Annotated in this window: 15 protein-coding genes and 1 pseudogene; 12 read left to right on the forward strand and 4 right to left on the reverse strand. The window is 40.1% G+C overall.

Annotated features, from left to right (window positions below):
• The first annotated feature begins 85 nt into the window (after positions 1–85).
• The 3 genes from AC1Q6O_RS09320 (at position 86) to AC1Q6O_RS09330 (ending at position 3871) form a co-directional block, all read left to right on the forward strand.
• On the forward strand, positions 86–1081 hold the full coding sequence (locus AC1Q6O_RS09320) for an ABC transporter substrate-binding protein (RefSeq protein ID WP_043989837.1): 996 nt from the start codon (positions 86–88) through the stop codon (positions 1079–1081).
• Positions 1082–1133: 52 nt separating this feature from the next.
• Positions 1134–1811 carry a precorrin-3B methylase gene (locus tag AC1Q6O_RS09325; RefSeq protein ID WP_492401079.1) on the forward strand — a complete coding sequence of 226 codons (678 nt, stop codon included), beginning with the start codon at positions 1134–1136 and terminating at the stop codon, positions 1809–1811.
• Positions 1812–1882: 71 nt separating this feature from the next.
• Positions 1883–3871, forward strand: coding sequence for a S9 family peptidase (locus AC1Q6O_RS09330; protein ID WP_492401080.1), 1989 nt, complete (start codon positions 1883–1885; stop codon positions 3869–3871).
• 87 nt (positions 3872–3958) lie between these two features.
• On the opposite strand, the gene AC1Q6O_RS09335 is transcribed toward AC1Q6O_RS09330, so the two are convergent.
• Together AC1Q6O_RS09335 and AC1Q6O_RS09340 are read right to left on the reverse strand one after the other, a co-directional pair.
• Positions 3959–5155 carry a class I SAM-dependent rRNA methyltransferase gene (locus AC1Q6O_RS09335; RefSeq protein ID WP_171364811.1) on the reverse strand — a complete coding sequence of 399 codons (1197 nt, stop codon included), beginning with the start codon at positions 5153–5155 and terminating at the stop codon, positions 3959–3961.
• 61 nt (positions 5156–5216) lie between these two features.
• On the reverse strand, positions 5217–6134 hold the full coding sequence (locus AC1Q6O_RS09340) for an alpha/beta hydrolase (RefSeq protein WP_492401081.1): 918 nt from the start codon (positions 6132–6134) through the stop codon (positions 5217–5219).
• A 161-nt stretch (positions 6135–6295) separates the two neighbouring features.
• Here AC1Q6O_RS09340 and AC1Q6O_RS09345 point away from each other — a divergent pair, with 161 nt between their 5' ends.
• From AC1Q6O_RS09345 to AC1Q6O_RS09355, 3 genes and pseudogenes are all read left to right on the forward strand, one after another.
• Positions 6296–6772 (forward strand): dihydrofolate reductase, encoded by a 477-nt coding sequence (locus AC1Q6O_RS09345; protein WP_171364812.1) that lies wholly within the window; start codon positions 6296–6298, stop codon positions 6770–6772.
• 58 nt (positions 6773–6830) lie between these two features.
• Positions 6831–7325 (forward strand): HIT family protein, encoded by a 495-nt coding sequence (locus tag AC1Q6O_RS09350; RefSeq protein WP_089984460.1) that lies wholly within the window; start codon positions 6831–6833, stop codon positions 7323–7325.
• Between the two features lie 257 nt (positions 7326–7582).
• Positions 7583–7863, forward strand: a pseudogene (locus tag AC1Q6O_RS09355) (transposase); the annotation flags it as partial.
• A 129-nt stretch (positions 7864–7992) separates the two neighbouring features.
• Here AC1Q6O_RS09355 and trhA read toward each other — a convergent pair.
• Positions 7993–8628 (reverse strand): PAQR family membrane homeostasis protein TrhA, encoded by a 636-nt coding sequence (gene trhA, locus AC1Q6O_RS09360; RefSeq protein WP_008174804.1) that lies wholly within the window; start codon positions 8626–8628, stop codon positions 7993–7995.
• Positions 8629–8902: 274 nt separating this feature from the next.
• On the opposite strand from trhA, the gene AC1Q6O_RS09365 reads away from it, so the two are divergent.
• The 5 genes from AC1Q6O_RS09365 (at position 8903) to msrB (ending at position 12426) form a co-directional block, all read left to right on the forward strand.
• Positions 8903–9745, forward strand: a complete 843-nt coding sequence (locus tag AC1Q6O_RS09365) for a DegV family protein (RefSeq protein WP_043989835.1) — start codon at positions 8903–8905, stop codon at positions 9743–9745.
• A gap of 216 nt (positions 9746–9961) precedes the next feature.
• Positions 9962–10873, forward strand: coding sequence for a GDSL-type esterase/lipase family protein (locus AC1Q6O_RS09370; protein ID WP_258954890.1), 912 nt, complete (start codon positions 9962–9964; stop codon positions 10871–10873).
• Positions 10874–10877: 4 nt separating this feature from the next.
• Positions 10878–11459, forward strand: a complete 582-nt coding sequence (locus AC1Q6O_RS09375) for a YpmS family protein (protein WP_008174801.1) — start codon at positions 10878–10880, stop codon at positions 11457–11459.
• Positions 11460–11471: 12 nt separating this feature from the next.
• The gene (gene msrA / locus AC1Q6O_RS09380; RefSeq protein WP_008174800.1) at positions 11472–12005 is read left to right on the forward strand and encodes a peptide-methionine (S)-S-oxide reductase MsrA; all 534 of its coding nucleotides are present in this window, start codon (positions 11472–11474) and stop codon (positions 12003–12005) included.
• Positions 11998–12426, forward strand: a complete 429-nt coding sequence (msrB, locus tag AC1Q6O_RS09385) for a peptide-methionine (R)-S-oxide reductase MsrB (protein ID WP_008174799.1) — start codon at positions 11998–12000, stop codon at positions 12424–12426. Before msrA ends, msrB begins: the two co-directional genes overlap by 8 nt.
• Positions 12427–13044: 618 nt before the next feature.
• Here msrB and AC1Q6O_RS09390 read toward each other — a convergent pair.
• The gene (locus AC1Q6O_RS09390) at positions 13045–14886 is read right to left on the reverse strand and encodes a methyl-accepting chemotaxis protein (protein ID WP_090001594.1); all 1842 of its coding nucleotides are present in this window, start codon (positions 14884–14886) and stop codon (positions 13045–13047) included.
• A 245-nt stretch (positions 14887–15131) separates the two neighbouring features.
• Here AC1Q6O_RS09390 and AC1Q6O_RS09395 point away from each other — a divergent pair, with 245 nt between their 5' ends.
• On the forward strand, positions 15132–15350 hold the full coding sequence (locus AC1Q6O_RS09395) for a YozE family protein (RefSeq protein ID WP_036224643.1): 219 nt from the start codon (positions 15132–15134) through the stop codon (positions 15348–15350).
• Positions 15351–15459: the final 109 nt, after the last annotated feature.

A 15459-nucleotide genomic window follows, 5' to 3' on the forward strand; every position in this document is an offset into this window, starting at 1 on the left:
GTTTTTTTATGCCCTTCCAATTATCCTAGTAGCAAAGAAGTCTCTGATTTCTTTCTATATTTATGACAACAAAGGAGAAAAGGACATGAAAAAATGGAGAAGTATATGGCTAGTCATGGTCATCGCCTTAATCGCTGTATTAGGAGCGTGTGGCGCAAAGGACAAGCCTGAATCAGCAAAGCAAACTGAAAAAGTTGAACCGTCTGAGGCGACAACAACTGAGGTCATCATTGAAAATAATGAAACTACCCAAACCTATAAGGAAGCACCTAAAAAGGCCATTAGCTTAAATCAGCATGTAACAGAAATTATGCTTGCATTAGGCTTAGAGGATTCCATGGTAGGGACAGCTTATTTAGATGATAAAATCTACGAGCCGCTTCAAGCAGCCTACGATAAAGTTCCAGTTCTTTCAGATCAATACCCAACAAAGGAGCAAGTCATTGATGCCGAGGCAGATTTCTTGTATGCAGGCTGGAAAAGTGGCTTTGGTGAGAAAGGTGTTGGAACACCAGAGGAGCTTGAGGAATTAGGAATTCATACGTATTTACATACGGCTTCCAATATGACAAAGCCAACATTAGAAGATATTTTCACGGATATTCGTCATATCGCGGAAATATTCCGCGTGGAAGATCGCGGTGAAGCATTAATTGAACAAATGACAAAAGATGTCGAAGAAGTTCAAGCAAAATTACCAAAAGACAGTGAAAATTTACGTGTGCTAGTCTTTGACAGTGGTGATAAAGACGTATTCACGGCTGGTCAAAACTTTATGAATGAGCTAGTAACAATCGCTGGCGGTCAAAATATCTTTGGAGATGTGGAGTCAGGATGGACAACGGTATCGAAGGAAGATGCAGTAGATCGCAATCCAGAGGTGGTGGTTGTCATTGATTATGGCGAAACAACTGCTGAACAAAAGATAAAATTCTTAAAAAATGATCCAGCGTTGAAGGAAATGGAAGCAGTCAAAAATGATCGCTTTGTCATTCTTCCACTTTCAGCGGCATCTGAAGGGGTACGTGCTGCAGCGGCCATTCAAATTTTAGCCAAGGGCTTCTACCCAGCCAACTTTTAAAAACATTCGAGCTAGCGCTTTGCTAGCTCCTTTTTCTTAAGGAGCGATAACAATGAATGCATTTCGTCAAAACATACCAGATAAAACGTTCGAAACTCTAAATCAGCAAGGTGGTTATGCACGATTAGCGGTAAGCCCTGGCATTATTAATAAGCATTATACGCCAGCCCAATTTCAAAAAATAGCTGAAATAGTAGGGGAGAAGGGGGCCATTAAATATTCGGCCTCCTATAGCATATTATTATCGATCCCCTCTAGTGAACTGACAGAAGCGACCCATGCCTTACAGGAGGCTGGACTGTTTGTTGCTTCCTCAGGACCTCATATTGCCATGAAGGCATGTGATTTTTGTGATGGAGAAAAAATGGAGGCAGTTCCTCAAACAGAACAACTCTATCAGGCATTGGACGGTATAACTGTGCCTGCAAGAGTACGAGTCAATGTGAATGGCTGTGCATCGGCTTGCTATAATCCTACATATGATGATATTGGTTTAGTCTATCAGCATGAGAGCTTTGATGTTTATGTAGGAGCCATCCCTATGGGGGCGAAGGCACAGGCGGGTACTCTCTTCGCGAAAAGGGTAGGGATTGATCATATTGAGGATTTTTTGCTACAAATCATTCGTCTCTATCAAAACCAAGCTCGTTCCAATGAACCTTTTTATAAATTTTATCGCAGAACAAAAATGAATGCTGATTGGGAACTAGTAAAAAAATCAATAGAGTAGCAGGAAAAATACTTAGGGTGTCGAAATATTGTAGTAGAGCATAGAAAATGACAATACAAAGGAGCAAGAACATGACAACTAAACAAGGGATTCAACCAGAAGATCTTTATCACTTGAAATCAGTGGCAGATCCACAGCTCTCACCTGATGGGACTGAGGTAGTTTATGTAGAGACACGTATTGATGAGAAGAAAAAAGACTATGTATCTAACTTGTTTTATTTAAATTTAAAAGACAAACGTCCTCAGCAATGGACATATGGTAACGATCGGACAAGCTCTCCTGTCTGGTCGCCAGATGGCAGTCAAATTGCTTTTTCTTCGACAAGATCAGGCAAGCCGCAAATTTTTGTACTGTCGAAAACAGGGGGAGAGGCGAAGCAAGTGACGTATTGCAAAAACGGTGCGTCAACGCCTGTCTGGTCTCCTTGTGGAGAGAAAATTGCCTTTTCAGTTTTGCTAGGTAAAGATGAAACTATCTTAGACAAAGCTGAAGATGACAAGAAAGAAGAAAAAGAACTCAAGCCACTCGAAATCGATAAGATGAAACATAAGTCGGATGCGGGTGGATTTATGGATATGGACCAGCATACTCACATTGCCATTGTCGATTTAAAATCTGGTGACTTAAAGCAAGTGACAGAAGGGAACGAGGATTTCCATCTGAGTACATGGTCGCCAAATGGCAGTTATCTTACGTACTTAGCAGATCAAGCAGAGGACTTAGATTTTTCGTTTAATGCGGATATTTATTTATTCGATTTAGAAACAAAACAGAGTCGCAAGGTAACAGAGGGGATTGGCTCCTATTACCAAACGTCCTGGTCGCCTAATAGCCGCTTCCTTTCCTTTGTTGGAGGAAAACGTGAGTTTGAAAATGCCACACAAGCGAAGCTATGGATTTATGATATGGAACAAAATCTGCTAAACTGTGCAACAAGTGAATTTGATGCCCCTGTCGGTGACTATGTCATCGGTGATTTCCTGCAAGGGGTAGCAGCACCAAGTGTACAATGGATGAATGATAATCATAGTTTCTATTTCCAAGTAACGGATCACGGCAATGCGGCAATTTACTTTGGGAATGTAGATGGTGAAATTTATCCAGCTATTCACGATGATCAATACGTTTATGGTTTTTCATTAGATGCTCAAAATGATCAAGCCGTTGTCGCCATAAGTACGACAACGAATCCGGGCGATTTATATTACGTCAACTTAAAAACGGGTGAAAAAGAACGATTGACGACAGTCAATGAAGACGTTTTAAAGACGAAAGAGTTAGCTGTGCCAGAGAGCATTGAGTTTGAAGGAGCTGAGGGCTGGAAGGTCAATGGCTGGATCATGAAGCCAGTGGGCTATGAAAAAGGGAAGAAATATCCTCTTATTCTTGAAATCCATGGTGGTCCACATGCGATGTACGGCAACACTTATTTTAATGAATTCCAAATCCTAGCTGCTCAAGGCTTTGCGGTGCTGTATACAAATCCGCGCGGAAGTCATGGCTACGGACAAACGTTTGTGGATGCAGTACGTGGTGATTATGGTGGCAATGACTATCAAGACCTAATGGCTGCAGTGGACTATGCTTTAGAGCAATATGAGTTCATTGATCCAACTCGACTAGGTGTAACAGGTGGGAGCTATGGTGGCTTTATGACCAACTGGATTGTTGGGCATACCAACCGCTTTAAGGCAGCAGTTACACAACGCTCTATTTCAAACTGGATTAGCTTTGCAGGAGTGAGTGATATTGGCTATTACTTTACAGACTGGCAAATTCAAGCGGGGCTCGAAAATATAGAGAAGCTATGGCATCATTCACCATTGAAATATGTAGACAATGTTGAAACACCATTGCTTATTTTACATGGTGAAAAAGACTATCGTTGTCCGATTGAACAGGCGGAGCAATTATTTATCGCCTTGAAGTATCGGAAAAAAGAAACGAAATTCGTCCGGTTCCCTGAAGCTAATCATGAACTGTCAAGAAGCGGAAAGCCAACATTAAGAATTCATCGTCTCGAATATATACGAGATTGGTTTGTGGAAAAGCTTTAAAAAAGAGGTGGCTTAGGAAGTGAACATACTTCTTAAGCCATTTTTTATAGAAAAAAAGAACCACAGCAAAGTGTGATTCCAGATGAGTTAGTCCATTTTTTGAATAAAAACGACCTTCAAATAATTAAATTCAGGATATTCACGAGGCACACGGAAATCCTTTGGTAAACCGTATTCCTCTACAATTTTATAGCGTGTACGAGTCTCTTTAAATGCTTGGTCGATAAACCCTTTAAACTTTTTCATACCGAAGCTTGCGTTGTTTGTGGAAGCCACAATAATGCCATTTTTGGCTGTAATCGCAATCGTATCCTTCAGTAATTTTGGATAGTCCTTCGCCGTTGAGAACGTCATTTGCTTTGTGCGGGCAAAGCTTGGTGGATCTAATACAACAAGGTCAAATTTTAATTCGTGACGCTGTGCATATTTAAAATAATGAAAAACGTCCATTACTTTTATATCCTGCGCTTCATAATCAATTTGATTGACGCTAAACTGCTCAATCGTTTTGGCTAAACTGCGCTTTGCAACATCGACACTTGTTGTTTTAGTAGCTCCTCCAAGCGAGGCTGCTACAGAAAATGCCCCTGTGTAGGAGAAGGTATTTAGCATATTTGTTGTGCTCGCATAGCGCTCACGAATAGCTAATCGTACTTCCCGTTGATCAAGGAAAATTCCAGTCATCGCACCATCATTTAAATGGACTGCATAGGTCATCCCATTTTCCTTAACCATGATTGGAAATTCGCCAGGAGTCCCCATGACAAAATCATCCTGTTCCATATATTGCCCTTTACTATCGAATCGTTTTTTCTCATAAATGGCCTGGTAGTTGATGGTTTCAGCAAGCGCCTCATAAACGACTTCTTTCAATGAGTAAATACCCTCGCTATACCAACTCACCATATAGTAGCCATTAAAGAAATCGATCGTTAGGCCACCGATACCATCACCCTCGCCATTGAAAACACGGAAGGCTGTTGTATGTTCATTCTGGAAGAATGCTTCTCGTAGCTGTATAGCTTTTTTGAATTTTTTAATGAAAAAAGCTTTATCAATGGTTTCATTTATATCTGTCGTCAGGACCCAGCCAATCCCTTTATTTTGAATACCGTAGTAACCTGTACCAATAAAACGATTATGGTGATCCATCAGCTTAAGTAGAGTCCCTTGCTCGTAAGGTAGTTGTCGTGCATCCACTGCATCTTTTGAAATTAATGGGTAGCCTTTTTTTAATTGATCAGCAAAAGGCTGTTTTATTTGTAGTGCAATTATTTGTGTCATGTTGTCATCCTTTAAAAACGTTTTGCTTTATTATCGCACTGTTTGGATGGGATAGCCAAACTTATTTCAGGAATTCAGCAATTTTTGCCACCGTTTCGATTGTTGCCTCTTCAAAATAATTCATTTTGCTAAAATAGCTATGAATTAAACCAGACATGGTTATATGCTCCACAGGTACTCCAGAGTCAGACAATTTTTGGGCATAACTTAAACCTTCATCAAAGAGGACATCTGCCTCTGCTGCAATGAGGAGTGTTTTAGGCATACGTCTTACATCCTCGAGCAGTAGGGGAGACACCAATGGATTTGTAAAGTTCAATTCATCTGTATAGTGTTGAGAAAACCATTGCATGCCCTGTTTATCTAGGCCGAACTTTTCTCCATAAGCCTGATAGGAAACGGTCGTAAAATCCACATTCGTAACAGGATAAATGAGTGCTTGTGCTTGCAATGATGGTCCACCTGAAGTTACAGCTAAGTAGGCCACGACCGTTGCTAAATTTCCGCCAGCACTGTCCCCAGCCACGGTCAACCGAGCAGCATCGCCACCATATGCTTCGATATGGTCATGCACCCATACTAAGCTATCGTAGGCATCCTGCAATGGAGTTGGAAAAGGAAATTCAGGAGCCAAACGATAATCCACTGAAACGACAATTGCTTGCGCTTGGTCTGCTAAAAGCTGACAGCCAGCATCAACAGACTCTAAATTACCATATACCCAGCCACCGCCATGATAATAAACAATAACAGGTAATGGTTGATCATGAGTAGGTATATAAAGTCGTAGCGTAATTTGAGCCCCATCACGCATGGTAATTAGTTGATCTTGCATCGCCGCTAATATTGGCTTATGGGGTGATTGCCATGGCGTAACCGTACGCATCGCGCGAGCTTCCTGTGGTGTAACTTGATAGTAGGGTGTAGCAACTTGTTGATCTTGAATATAATGAACAGCTTCTTTTCTTAAAGTAGTCATCCTCATCAGTCCTTTATCGTGACGTTTATTACTTACATTATAAACTATTCATATAATTTTACTAGGATTTAATTTTAGAAAAAGAAAATTCTTTCATAATAGAGGTGAAATCAACGAATTGTGTTTATAATAAAAGGGAAGAAAGTATTTGGAGGGACAGTATGATTTCTTTAATTGTGGCACATGATGACAACCATGTAATTGGTTATAATAACGGAATGCCTTGGCATTTACCGGGAGATTTGCAGTATTTCAAAAACAAAACAATGGGCAAGCCAATGATTATGGGACGAAAAACGTTTGAATCCATTGGTCGTCCACTACCTGGACGTCGCAATATTGTTATTACACGAGATGAAAATTATCACGCAGAAGGCACTGAAACTGTGACGAGCCTAGAAGAAGCAATAGCGATAGCAGGGGATGTAGAGGAAATCATGATTATTGGCGGTGAGCAAATTTTCCGTTTATCAATGGAAATGGCAGATCGCTTATATATTACAAAAATCAATCATTCATTTCAGGGCGATACCTTTTTTCCGAGCTATGAGGAGAAGTTTGTAGAGGTTTCTGCTGAACAGCCCGAAACAGCTTCAGAAGGCTATACTTTCCAATATCAAATTTTTGAGCGTAAATAACATGGGAAAAGCACGGTTTTGATAGACCGTGCTATTTCTATATTTAGGGGAGATATTGATGCGCAACATACGATTATCGAGTGGAGAAATTGCTCAAGTTGATTGCTTGAGCTGTGCCATCATAAGTGGACAGGTCAAGCCCAATGGTGGTGTTATCATTGAAACGGATTATTTTCACGCCCACCAGGATGTAGCTTATCCAATCAAGGGATTAGTTATTTTAGCTTCAAAGCGTCACATCCATTGCTTCGATGAATTAAATAATGACGAAAAACTGGATTACATCAATCTCTTAACAAAAATTAGACAAGCTCAAAGGGAAGTATTGGGCATTGAATACGTTTATTATTTTTACAACGAAGATACGACTCATCATTTCCATACTTGGATGGTGCCCCGCTATGAATGGATGAATGCATTCGGGCGATCCGTTGAATCCTTGAGGCCAGTATTACTTCATGCCAGAAATAATTTGAGTAATGAGGAGCATGAAAAAGAAGTAAGGGAAGCTATTGAGCTTTTAAGAGAATCCATAAAAAATCGCTCCTTATGAAGAAGGGCACTGAAAAAGTCCATATCTTTTTTTTCATTTGGCACTGTGACTCTACTGTTGTTTTCCGAAGCATTCCGCTCGCTTTCCGCGGGCGAGCGCCGAGTCTCCTCCTACGCTTCGCTTCGTGCGGGGTCTCGTCTGTCTCGCTTTCCCGCAGGAGTCGAGCGATGCTTCTCCAAACAACGCAATGTATCATTCTATTATTTTAGTCACACTTTCCTTTATAATAAAAAAATGAATATGTAGGTGGTGCCCCAATGATTTCAAATCAGGAAACCCTTAATTTAAGTCCATACATGGCAATCTACGATATTGTTGTGCCAAAAGATAATATGCTTCGCCAGATCAATGAACTTGTTGATTTTTCATTCATTTTAGATGAGCTAAAAACAAAATATTGTTTAGACAATGGACGTAATGCCATTCCTCCAATTCGCATGTTTAAGTACTTATTATTAAAAGCGATTAATGATGTATCAGACGTCGACCTAGTAGAGCGCTGTCATTCAACTATTTCTTGGATATGGCAACAGAAGATCCAATGAGACAGAAATAAGGCACTTCCTGTTCAAAATTGAACAAGAAGTGCCTTATTTTTATCTGAAAAAGGTTCGCATTTATGAAAACATAAGTTTTTCAGTGCCCTTTTATGAAGGGAGCGACTTTTTTATAAATAGAAGTACACACAAGCGTACATGGAAGCACAGCCAGCTAGCACAAAAAGATGCCAGATTGCATGGTTATAAGGTAGAGAGCGCCAAGCATAAAAGATGGCTCCAATTGTATAGAACAGTCCACCTGCAAGTAGTAAAGCAAAGCCATAAAATCCTAAGTATAAATAAACAGGCTTAATAGCAAAAATGATGAGCCAGCCCATGCCAATATAAAAAATTAAGGATAGCACTTCAAAGCGGTTAATGAAGAAACATTTAAAAAGAACACCTAATATTGCGAGTGACCAAATAATACATAATAAAGTAATGGCTAGGGTGCCACCCACCGCAATTAATAAAAACGGCGTATACGTACCGGCAATTAAAATATAAATGGACGAATGGTCCAAAATAGCGAAAAAGTGTTTATATTTTTCTGGCATACTGTGTAGCAATGTGGACATTAAAAACAGGATGATGACAGAGACGCCAAAAATACTAAAAGTAGTAATATGTAGAGCATTACCTGTTTGCACAGCTGTAAGCAGTAAAACAACTAGAGCCGGAATACTTGCAATAAAACCAATACCGTGTGTAATGGCATTCCACAGTTCTTCCTTCCAAGATTTATAGTCAAATGAATCAATCATTTACAACACTCCTTTCGTTCATGTATTTACTATACCCCAATAATTTATACATGAACATTTACATTTGTCATATATTTCATATCAAAAATGTCATAAGGCTGTCATATTCTTTTAGGGGCTTTGATAGACAAGAGATAAAGGAAACGCTATAGTATCAAAGGTAGCGTTTACATTTTCAAAAAATCAAGGCTTTGCCTAATGACAAATGTCATGTTTACATAATGATTCATTAGTCTATATAATAAATTTTAATGAAGTAAAAGGATGTGTCGAAGTGGGACGAATTCATATAGTAACGGACTCAACTTGTGATTTAACAAAAGAAGAAGTAGCACAGCATGGCATACATATCGTGCCATTAACAATTCAAATTGATGGTGAAACATATATAGATGGTGTGGATTTAGAGCCACAACCCTTTTTAGGCTTGATGAAAAATGCTAAAAATTTGCCGAAAAGTTCACAGCCTGCACCAGGTAAATTTAAGGAATTATATGATGAGCTAGGCAAGGATGGCGATCAAATTCTCTCCATCCATATGACAGGTGGTATGAGTGGCACGGTAGAGTCAGCACGACAAGCGGCTCAAATGACAGACGCTGATGTGACGGTGATTGATTCACGCTTTATTGCAATCGGTTTAGCTATTCAGCTACGTGAGGCTATTAAAATGCGCGATGCTGGAGCAACAGTTGAGGAAATCGTAGCTCGTCTGGATAAAGTACGTGCAAACACACATTTATATGTAATTGTGGATACGCTTGAAAATCTAATTAAGGGCGGTAGAATTGGTAAAGGTACAGGCTTTATCGGTTCATTGCTGAACATCAAAGTTATTGCTAATTTAGAGGGTGGCGTTTACAATCCCGTTTCCAAGGTGCGTAGCCATAAACAGGTAGTGAATTACTTATTTAAACAATTCCAAGCTGATACGGCTGGGAAAACAGTCAAAGCTGTCGGTATTTCTCATGCAGATGGCCTCATCACAATGGGGAATCCATTAAAAGAGTTAATCGAAGGTACTGGCTTTAATGACGTTGAGATTGCCTTTACATCTCCAATTATTTCGACACATACTGGACCGGGTGCCATCGGATTTATTTATTTTGCAGAATAATAGTGAGGAGCTACTACATAAGTAAATGTAGTGGCTTTTTTCGTTTTGGCCCTTTTAGCTGGATACTTGTTCGGCTATTTGGAAAAGAGGAATTTTGGCAACAACACAAAATTATGGAGAACAGAGAGTAAGTCACTTTTCATTAGGGTATGAACTATTCTATAATAGAAGGTACAGAAAGGGATGGAAGGTGGTCAAATGGACATTCGGCGATTTATGTTGTCATGTTTGGCCGTCTTAGTACTTAGTGGTTGTGCAATATCAATCGATGAGCCGAATCCGCAAGCAGAGCCTGACGGTGAGCAAGCAGAAACGGAGCAAGATATGACGCAGGATGAGCAACAAACAGTAGAAGAGGAAAAAACCTCCAAGAATATGTTGACGCAAATTTTTGAACATTTTTTTGAGCCATCAGCAGAGGATTTATCGCAAATTGATGAAGAAAATGCAAAGCAACTGCATTATCTGGCACTAGGAGATTCATTAACAGATGGTGTCGGTGATGAGTATAGTCAAGACGGTTATGTAGGAAGATTAGCAGATTCATTGCTTACGTGGCCCTCGATTTCCGAGGTAGATGTTGATAATCGTGGCAAACGTGGTAGACGTAGTGATCAGCTACTAAAATTAGTGAAAAAAGGGCATTATGATGAAGAGTTGCAACAAGCGCAGCTCATTTCTTTAACAATGGGTGGCAATGATGTCATGAAAGTTGTTAAACAGGATTTGTTTAACTTAAAGCGTGACGCATTCGATAAAGAATTGCGGACGTATAAGCAGCGCTATAGCAAAATCGTTGAAGGCATTCGTGCAAAAAATCCGACAGTGCCCATCCTACTCATTGGTTTCTATAATCCGTTTTCGATTGTGACCAATGAGGCGAATGAATTCGATACAATTATCACAGAATGGAATAATGTGATTGAGGAAGTAGCGAGTGAAGATTCCAATGCTTGCTATGTATCGGTGGAGGATTTATTTGATTCAAATGAAGAGCTCGTCTATCATACAGATTTTTTCCACCCCAATGCAAAGGGATATGAAAAAATGACAGAACGTATACTAGCGGCAATGGAGCAGTGTGGTATGGAAGAAAAGATTAACAAGGCAATAGGCTTCGAGGAGTGACAAAATGAATAAATGGAAAGTCGCGTTTTTCGCCTTAGCAGGCACAGTGCTTTTTGCAATCCTCCTCGTCGTTTTTTTAGCAACTAGACCAGTAGATGGAGTCGATGTTGCCAAGCGTTCAGCAGGTGAAAGTGAAAGCAAAGGAAATGTACTCGTGGTGCAAACCACAACAAAGGAATTAGAATCGATTTCCAAAAAATATTTAAAGGATGCAGCAAAAGGCTCGCCTTTACCACTTGATTTTACAATCGGCGATGATATTCAATTACGAAGCACGCTCACGGTGTTTTACACGGAAATTCCGATTTCCATGAATTTTGAACCCATTGTAGATGACAAGGGCAATATTATTTTAAAGCAAACGGGGATGAATGTCGGGCTATTAAATATTCCGCCGGAGACGACGATGAAAATTATGCGGGATTCGGTGGAATTCCCTTCATGGATTACCGTGAACCCAAATAAAGCAGAAATCTATATTGATTTATCTCGCATTAACATAGCATCCGGATCACGCGTCCGTGCTAAAGAATTGGACTTACCAAATGACAAAATTTTATTAGAAATTATTGTTCCTGGTGAATAAGGAGTGAACTGAATGGCAAAGCAATATGCAACATTTGCAGGAGGCTGTTTTTGGTGTATGGTCAAGCCATTTGACGAAACACCTGGCATTGAATCGGTGCTATCTGGCTATACAGGTGGACATGTTGTCAATCCAACCTATGAGCAAGTGTGCTCAGAAACTACTGGACATGCCGAAGCCGTGCAAATCGTATACGATGATGATCTTTATAGCTATGAGCAACTACTGTCTATCTATTGGACCTTAATAGACCCGACAGATGCAGGTGGACAGTTTTATGATCGCGGCGAATCCTACACAACAGCCATTTACTATCATAATGAAGAACAACGTCAACTAGCAGAGCGTTCCAAGGCTGATCTAGAAGCTTCTGGAAAGTTTGATAAACCGATCATGGTGAAAATCTTACCTGCTAGCACATTTTACCCGGCTGAGGACTATCACCAATATTATTATAAGAAAAATCCAATGCACTACGAACGCTATTCGGTTGGAAGCGGTCGCCGAGCGTATCAAGAGCATCACTGGGGGAATAAACATGAATAAAGAACAACGTTTAAAAGAACTTACAGACATGCAATATTACGTGACACAGGAAAATGGCACAGAACCACCGTTTCGCAATGAGTTCGATGAGCATTTTGAAGAGGGCATCTATGTAGATATCGTCTCTGGAAAACCACTATTCAGCTCATTGGACAAATACAACTCAGGCTGTGGCTGGCCAGCATTTACGAAGCCCATCCAAAAAGAAGAAGTAACCGAGCACTTCGACACAACCCACGGTATGCGCCGAGTAGAAGTACGCAGTAAAGAAGCAGACTCCCATTTAGGACATGTCTTCCCAGACGGCCCAAGCGAACTAGGAGGCCTACGCTACTGCATTAACTCAGCATCCCTTCGCTTCATAGCAAAAGAAGATCTAGAAAAAGAAGGCTACGGCCAATTCCTATCATTATTCAAATAAAAAATCCTAGCAAGAGCGATCTTGCTAGGATTTTTTTGTTTTGATGGGTGTAGAGGGAGGGAGAGTTCAGATGAATGGCAAGCAATAGCAAAGTGACGGATAGAAAGTGAAAAGAGACGGATAGCACTCTCAAAGTGGTGGATAGCCATCGAAAAGTGAAGGATAGCCCGCTAAGAGCGATGGATAGGACTCTAAAGTTGAAGGAAAGCCGCATTAAGTGAGGGAATTCCCCAATATAAAGGTGCAAAATAGCAAAGTGACGGATAAAGCTCTCAAAGTGACGGATAGAAAGTGAAAATTGGTGGATAGCCCGCTCAGAGCGATGGATAGAATGCTAAAATCGAAGGGAAGTCGCATCAAGTGAGAGGATTCTCCAATATAAAGGTGCAAAATAGCAAAGTGACGGATAAAACTCTCAAAGTGACGGATAGAAAGTGAAAAGTGGTGGATAGCCCACTCAGAGGAATGGATAAAACACTAAATAGCAGGAGACAATTCAAAGAGACGGATAGCCGACCTGACTATGGCTAATCCATATCTCCCCAATTGAACCCCCTCCAGCCAAAAAAAGAGGGATCCTCCAACGAAAGGATCCTCCTCAGAAATTCGCAATAAAACTTAAACTTTAAATGCGCCTACTAGATTACGGAGGCTGTCTGCTTGTTGGGCAAGCTCTGTGGCAGCCGCATTGATTTCCTGCATGGAAGCGGAGCCCTGGGTGGCAGCGGCGGCGGATGTTACAGTGTTAGCTGCGGACTGCTCGGCATAGGCATTGACGTGAATGAAGTCGCTTGCTACTGCGTTGCTAAAGTCCAGTGTCGATGCAATTTTATCCACCATGGCTGCTATAATCGTTGTAGTTTCTTCTGTATGCGATAAAATGTTGGCCAAGGATTGATTAGTTTCATTGGTCACTTCAACGCCACGAATGACAGTAGTGACCCCTTCATGGTTTTGGGCAATGATCGATGTGACTTCATTCTGAATAGATGTCACTATCGCAGTTACTTCCTTGGCGGCACTTTGGGATTGTTCTGCTAGTTTACGAACTTCATCCGCTACCACGGCAAAGCCCCGACCATGCTCGCCAGCTCGAGCTGCTTCAATTGCTGCATTTAAAGCTAATAGATTTGTTTGCTCGGAAATAGCTGTAATGGTACCAATGATCGATGTAATGTCGGCAGATTTTCGACCTAACGCCTCGACCGTTGATGTTGTGGAAGCCATTGTTTCTTCGATTGATTGCATAACCAGCGAAGATTGCTCCACAGAAAGGCTTCCTTCATCGGCTGCTTGCTGCATGGCTATAGAGGCACGATGTACGGCACTCGCTTGTTCGTTTAATTGATGCATAGAGTGCTCTAGGTCGCTCATTTTTTGTTGCGCACTATTCATACTAGAAATGGTATTATCACTATCGCTTGCAATATCGGCTGTTGCATCCGCAATATCTTGAATGGTACGAGCATTTTCATCTGCTAACGACATGAGCTCCTGACTACTACTTGATACATGATCAGCCAGTTCGCTTACACGTCGAATTAAATTGGAAATCGACTCAATCAATGTATTTGTAGAAGCGGCAATAGTGGAAAATTCATCGCGATTTCGCACTTTCACACGTCTTGTTAAATCGCCGCCTGCCTGAGCAATATCAAGGATGGAATCATTAATCGCTTGTGTATTACGCTTCAAAGATTTAAAGAGCATGAAACCAAAAATGACGATCGCTAAAAAGCCGATAATGGATACAATAAAAAATGTAGTGATTGAAAGATTGACTTGCTGATTAAGCTTGTCTAACTTTGCTTTATTCGACTCATCCATCACCATATTTATGGATTCAATATTATTATCAATATGCGTTTTCATTGTTTCTCCAGTAGCCCCCATCATGAGCTTACGAGCCTGTTCGAGACCAAGTTCATCACGCATAGTCATTACTTTTTTTGAATAATCCAGGTAATTTTTATAATATTGGTCGATGGCCTGCATATGACCAAGCTCAACTTGCCGATCCTGAAATTGTTCATTTAATGCTGCTAATTTTTTATTAATGGTATCAATTTTTAAATGATAGGAGGTAGAATAAATGCCATTCCCTGTTATTAAGTAACTTTGTTCCAAATTCGTCAACCTTGCTATCTCATAGGCAAGTTGGTTAACTGTTAATTGCTCTAGGACATTTTTCTTAGTGAAATCTTCCATCTCCTGCTGAAGCTTCTGTATATTGACATAAGACAATATACCCATAACACCGTTAATTACAATAAGAAGTGCGAACATAATAAGCACTTTGCCCCGAATTAAATGGTAAAAACGTTGTCGTTTTTCTTTCATAGGAGGGGGATTGATCCCGGTTTCCTCTTGTATAGAAGCTTTCTTTCCTTTAAAAAAGCTAAAAGTGAAGAGAGTCGGGCGTTTTTTTGCTGCATCATGAGTTTTTTTAGTCTTTTTCATCGCATCACCTTCCTATTTTTTAGTAATCGATTTCAATTTTATCTTATTTTACTAGATTTTTCTATTATTTTTTCTAAAAATTAAAATTTTTCTGATAGATATAACTGTGACAAAAGTCAGGATGACCAAGAAAATAGTTCTAAAATCGAGAATAGGAAATATATCTTAGTAGTGGGAATTATGACGAATACCTTTTTTTCTGCTACACTATCGAAAAGTAAATGCAAAAAAGGGGAAATTGTGTGATGAAAAAAAGTTTTTATTTATATGTCCTTACATTTCGAGGCGGCGACTGGTCAGATGCCAAGGTACGGTTTGCGGAGGAAATGTTTCATGAGCATAATTTTCCAAAGCAAAGTGCAGACTTTAATGAGTTATCCAACTACATTGAATCCTATGCTACAGAAAATTTAACGATTGAAGCTTTTGATCATTTGTGGGAGTTATATGAGGGACAGGCATAAATTGTACGAAAACTATAAATAATTTTTAAGTTGCTAGACGTCTAGCATTGCGTAAATGACAGAAACACAGTATTATTTATAGTGATAACTGACAGAAAAGAGGGATTGC

Source organism: Lysinibacillus sp. GW823-FHT06C08, assembly GCF_058795135.1.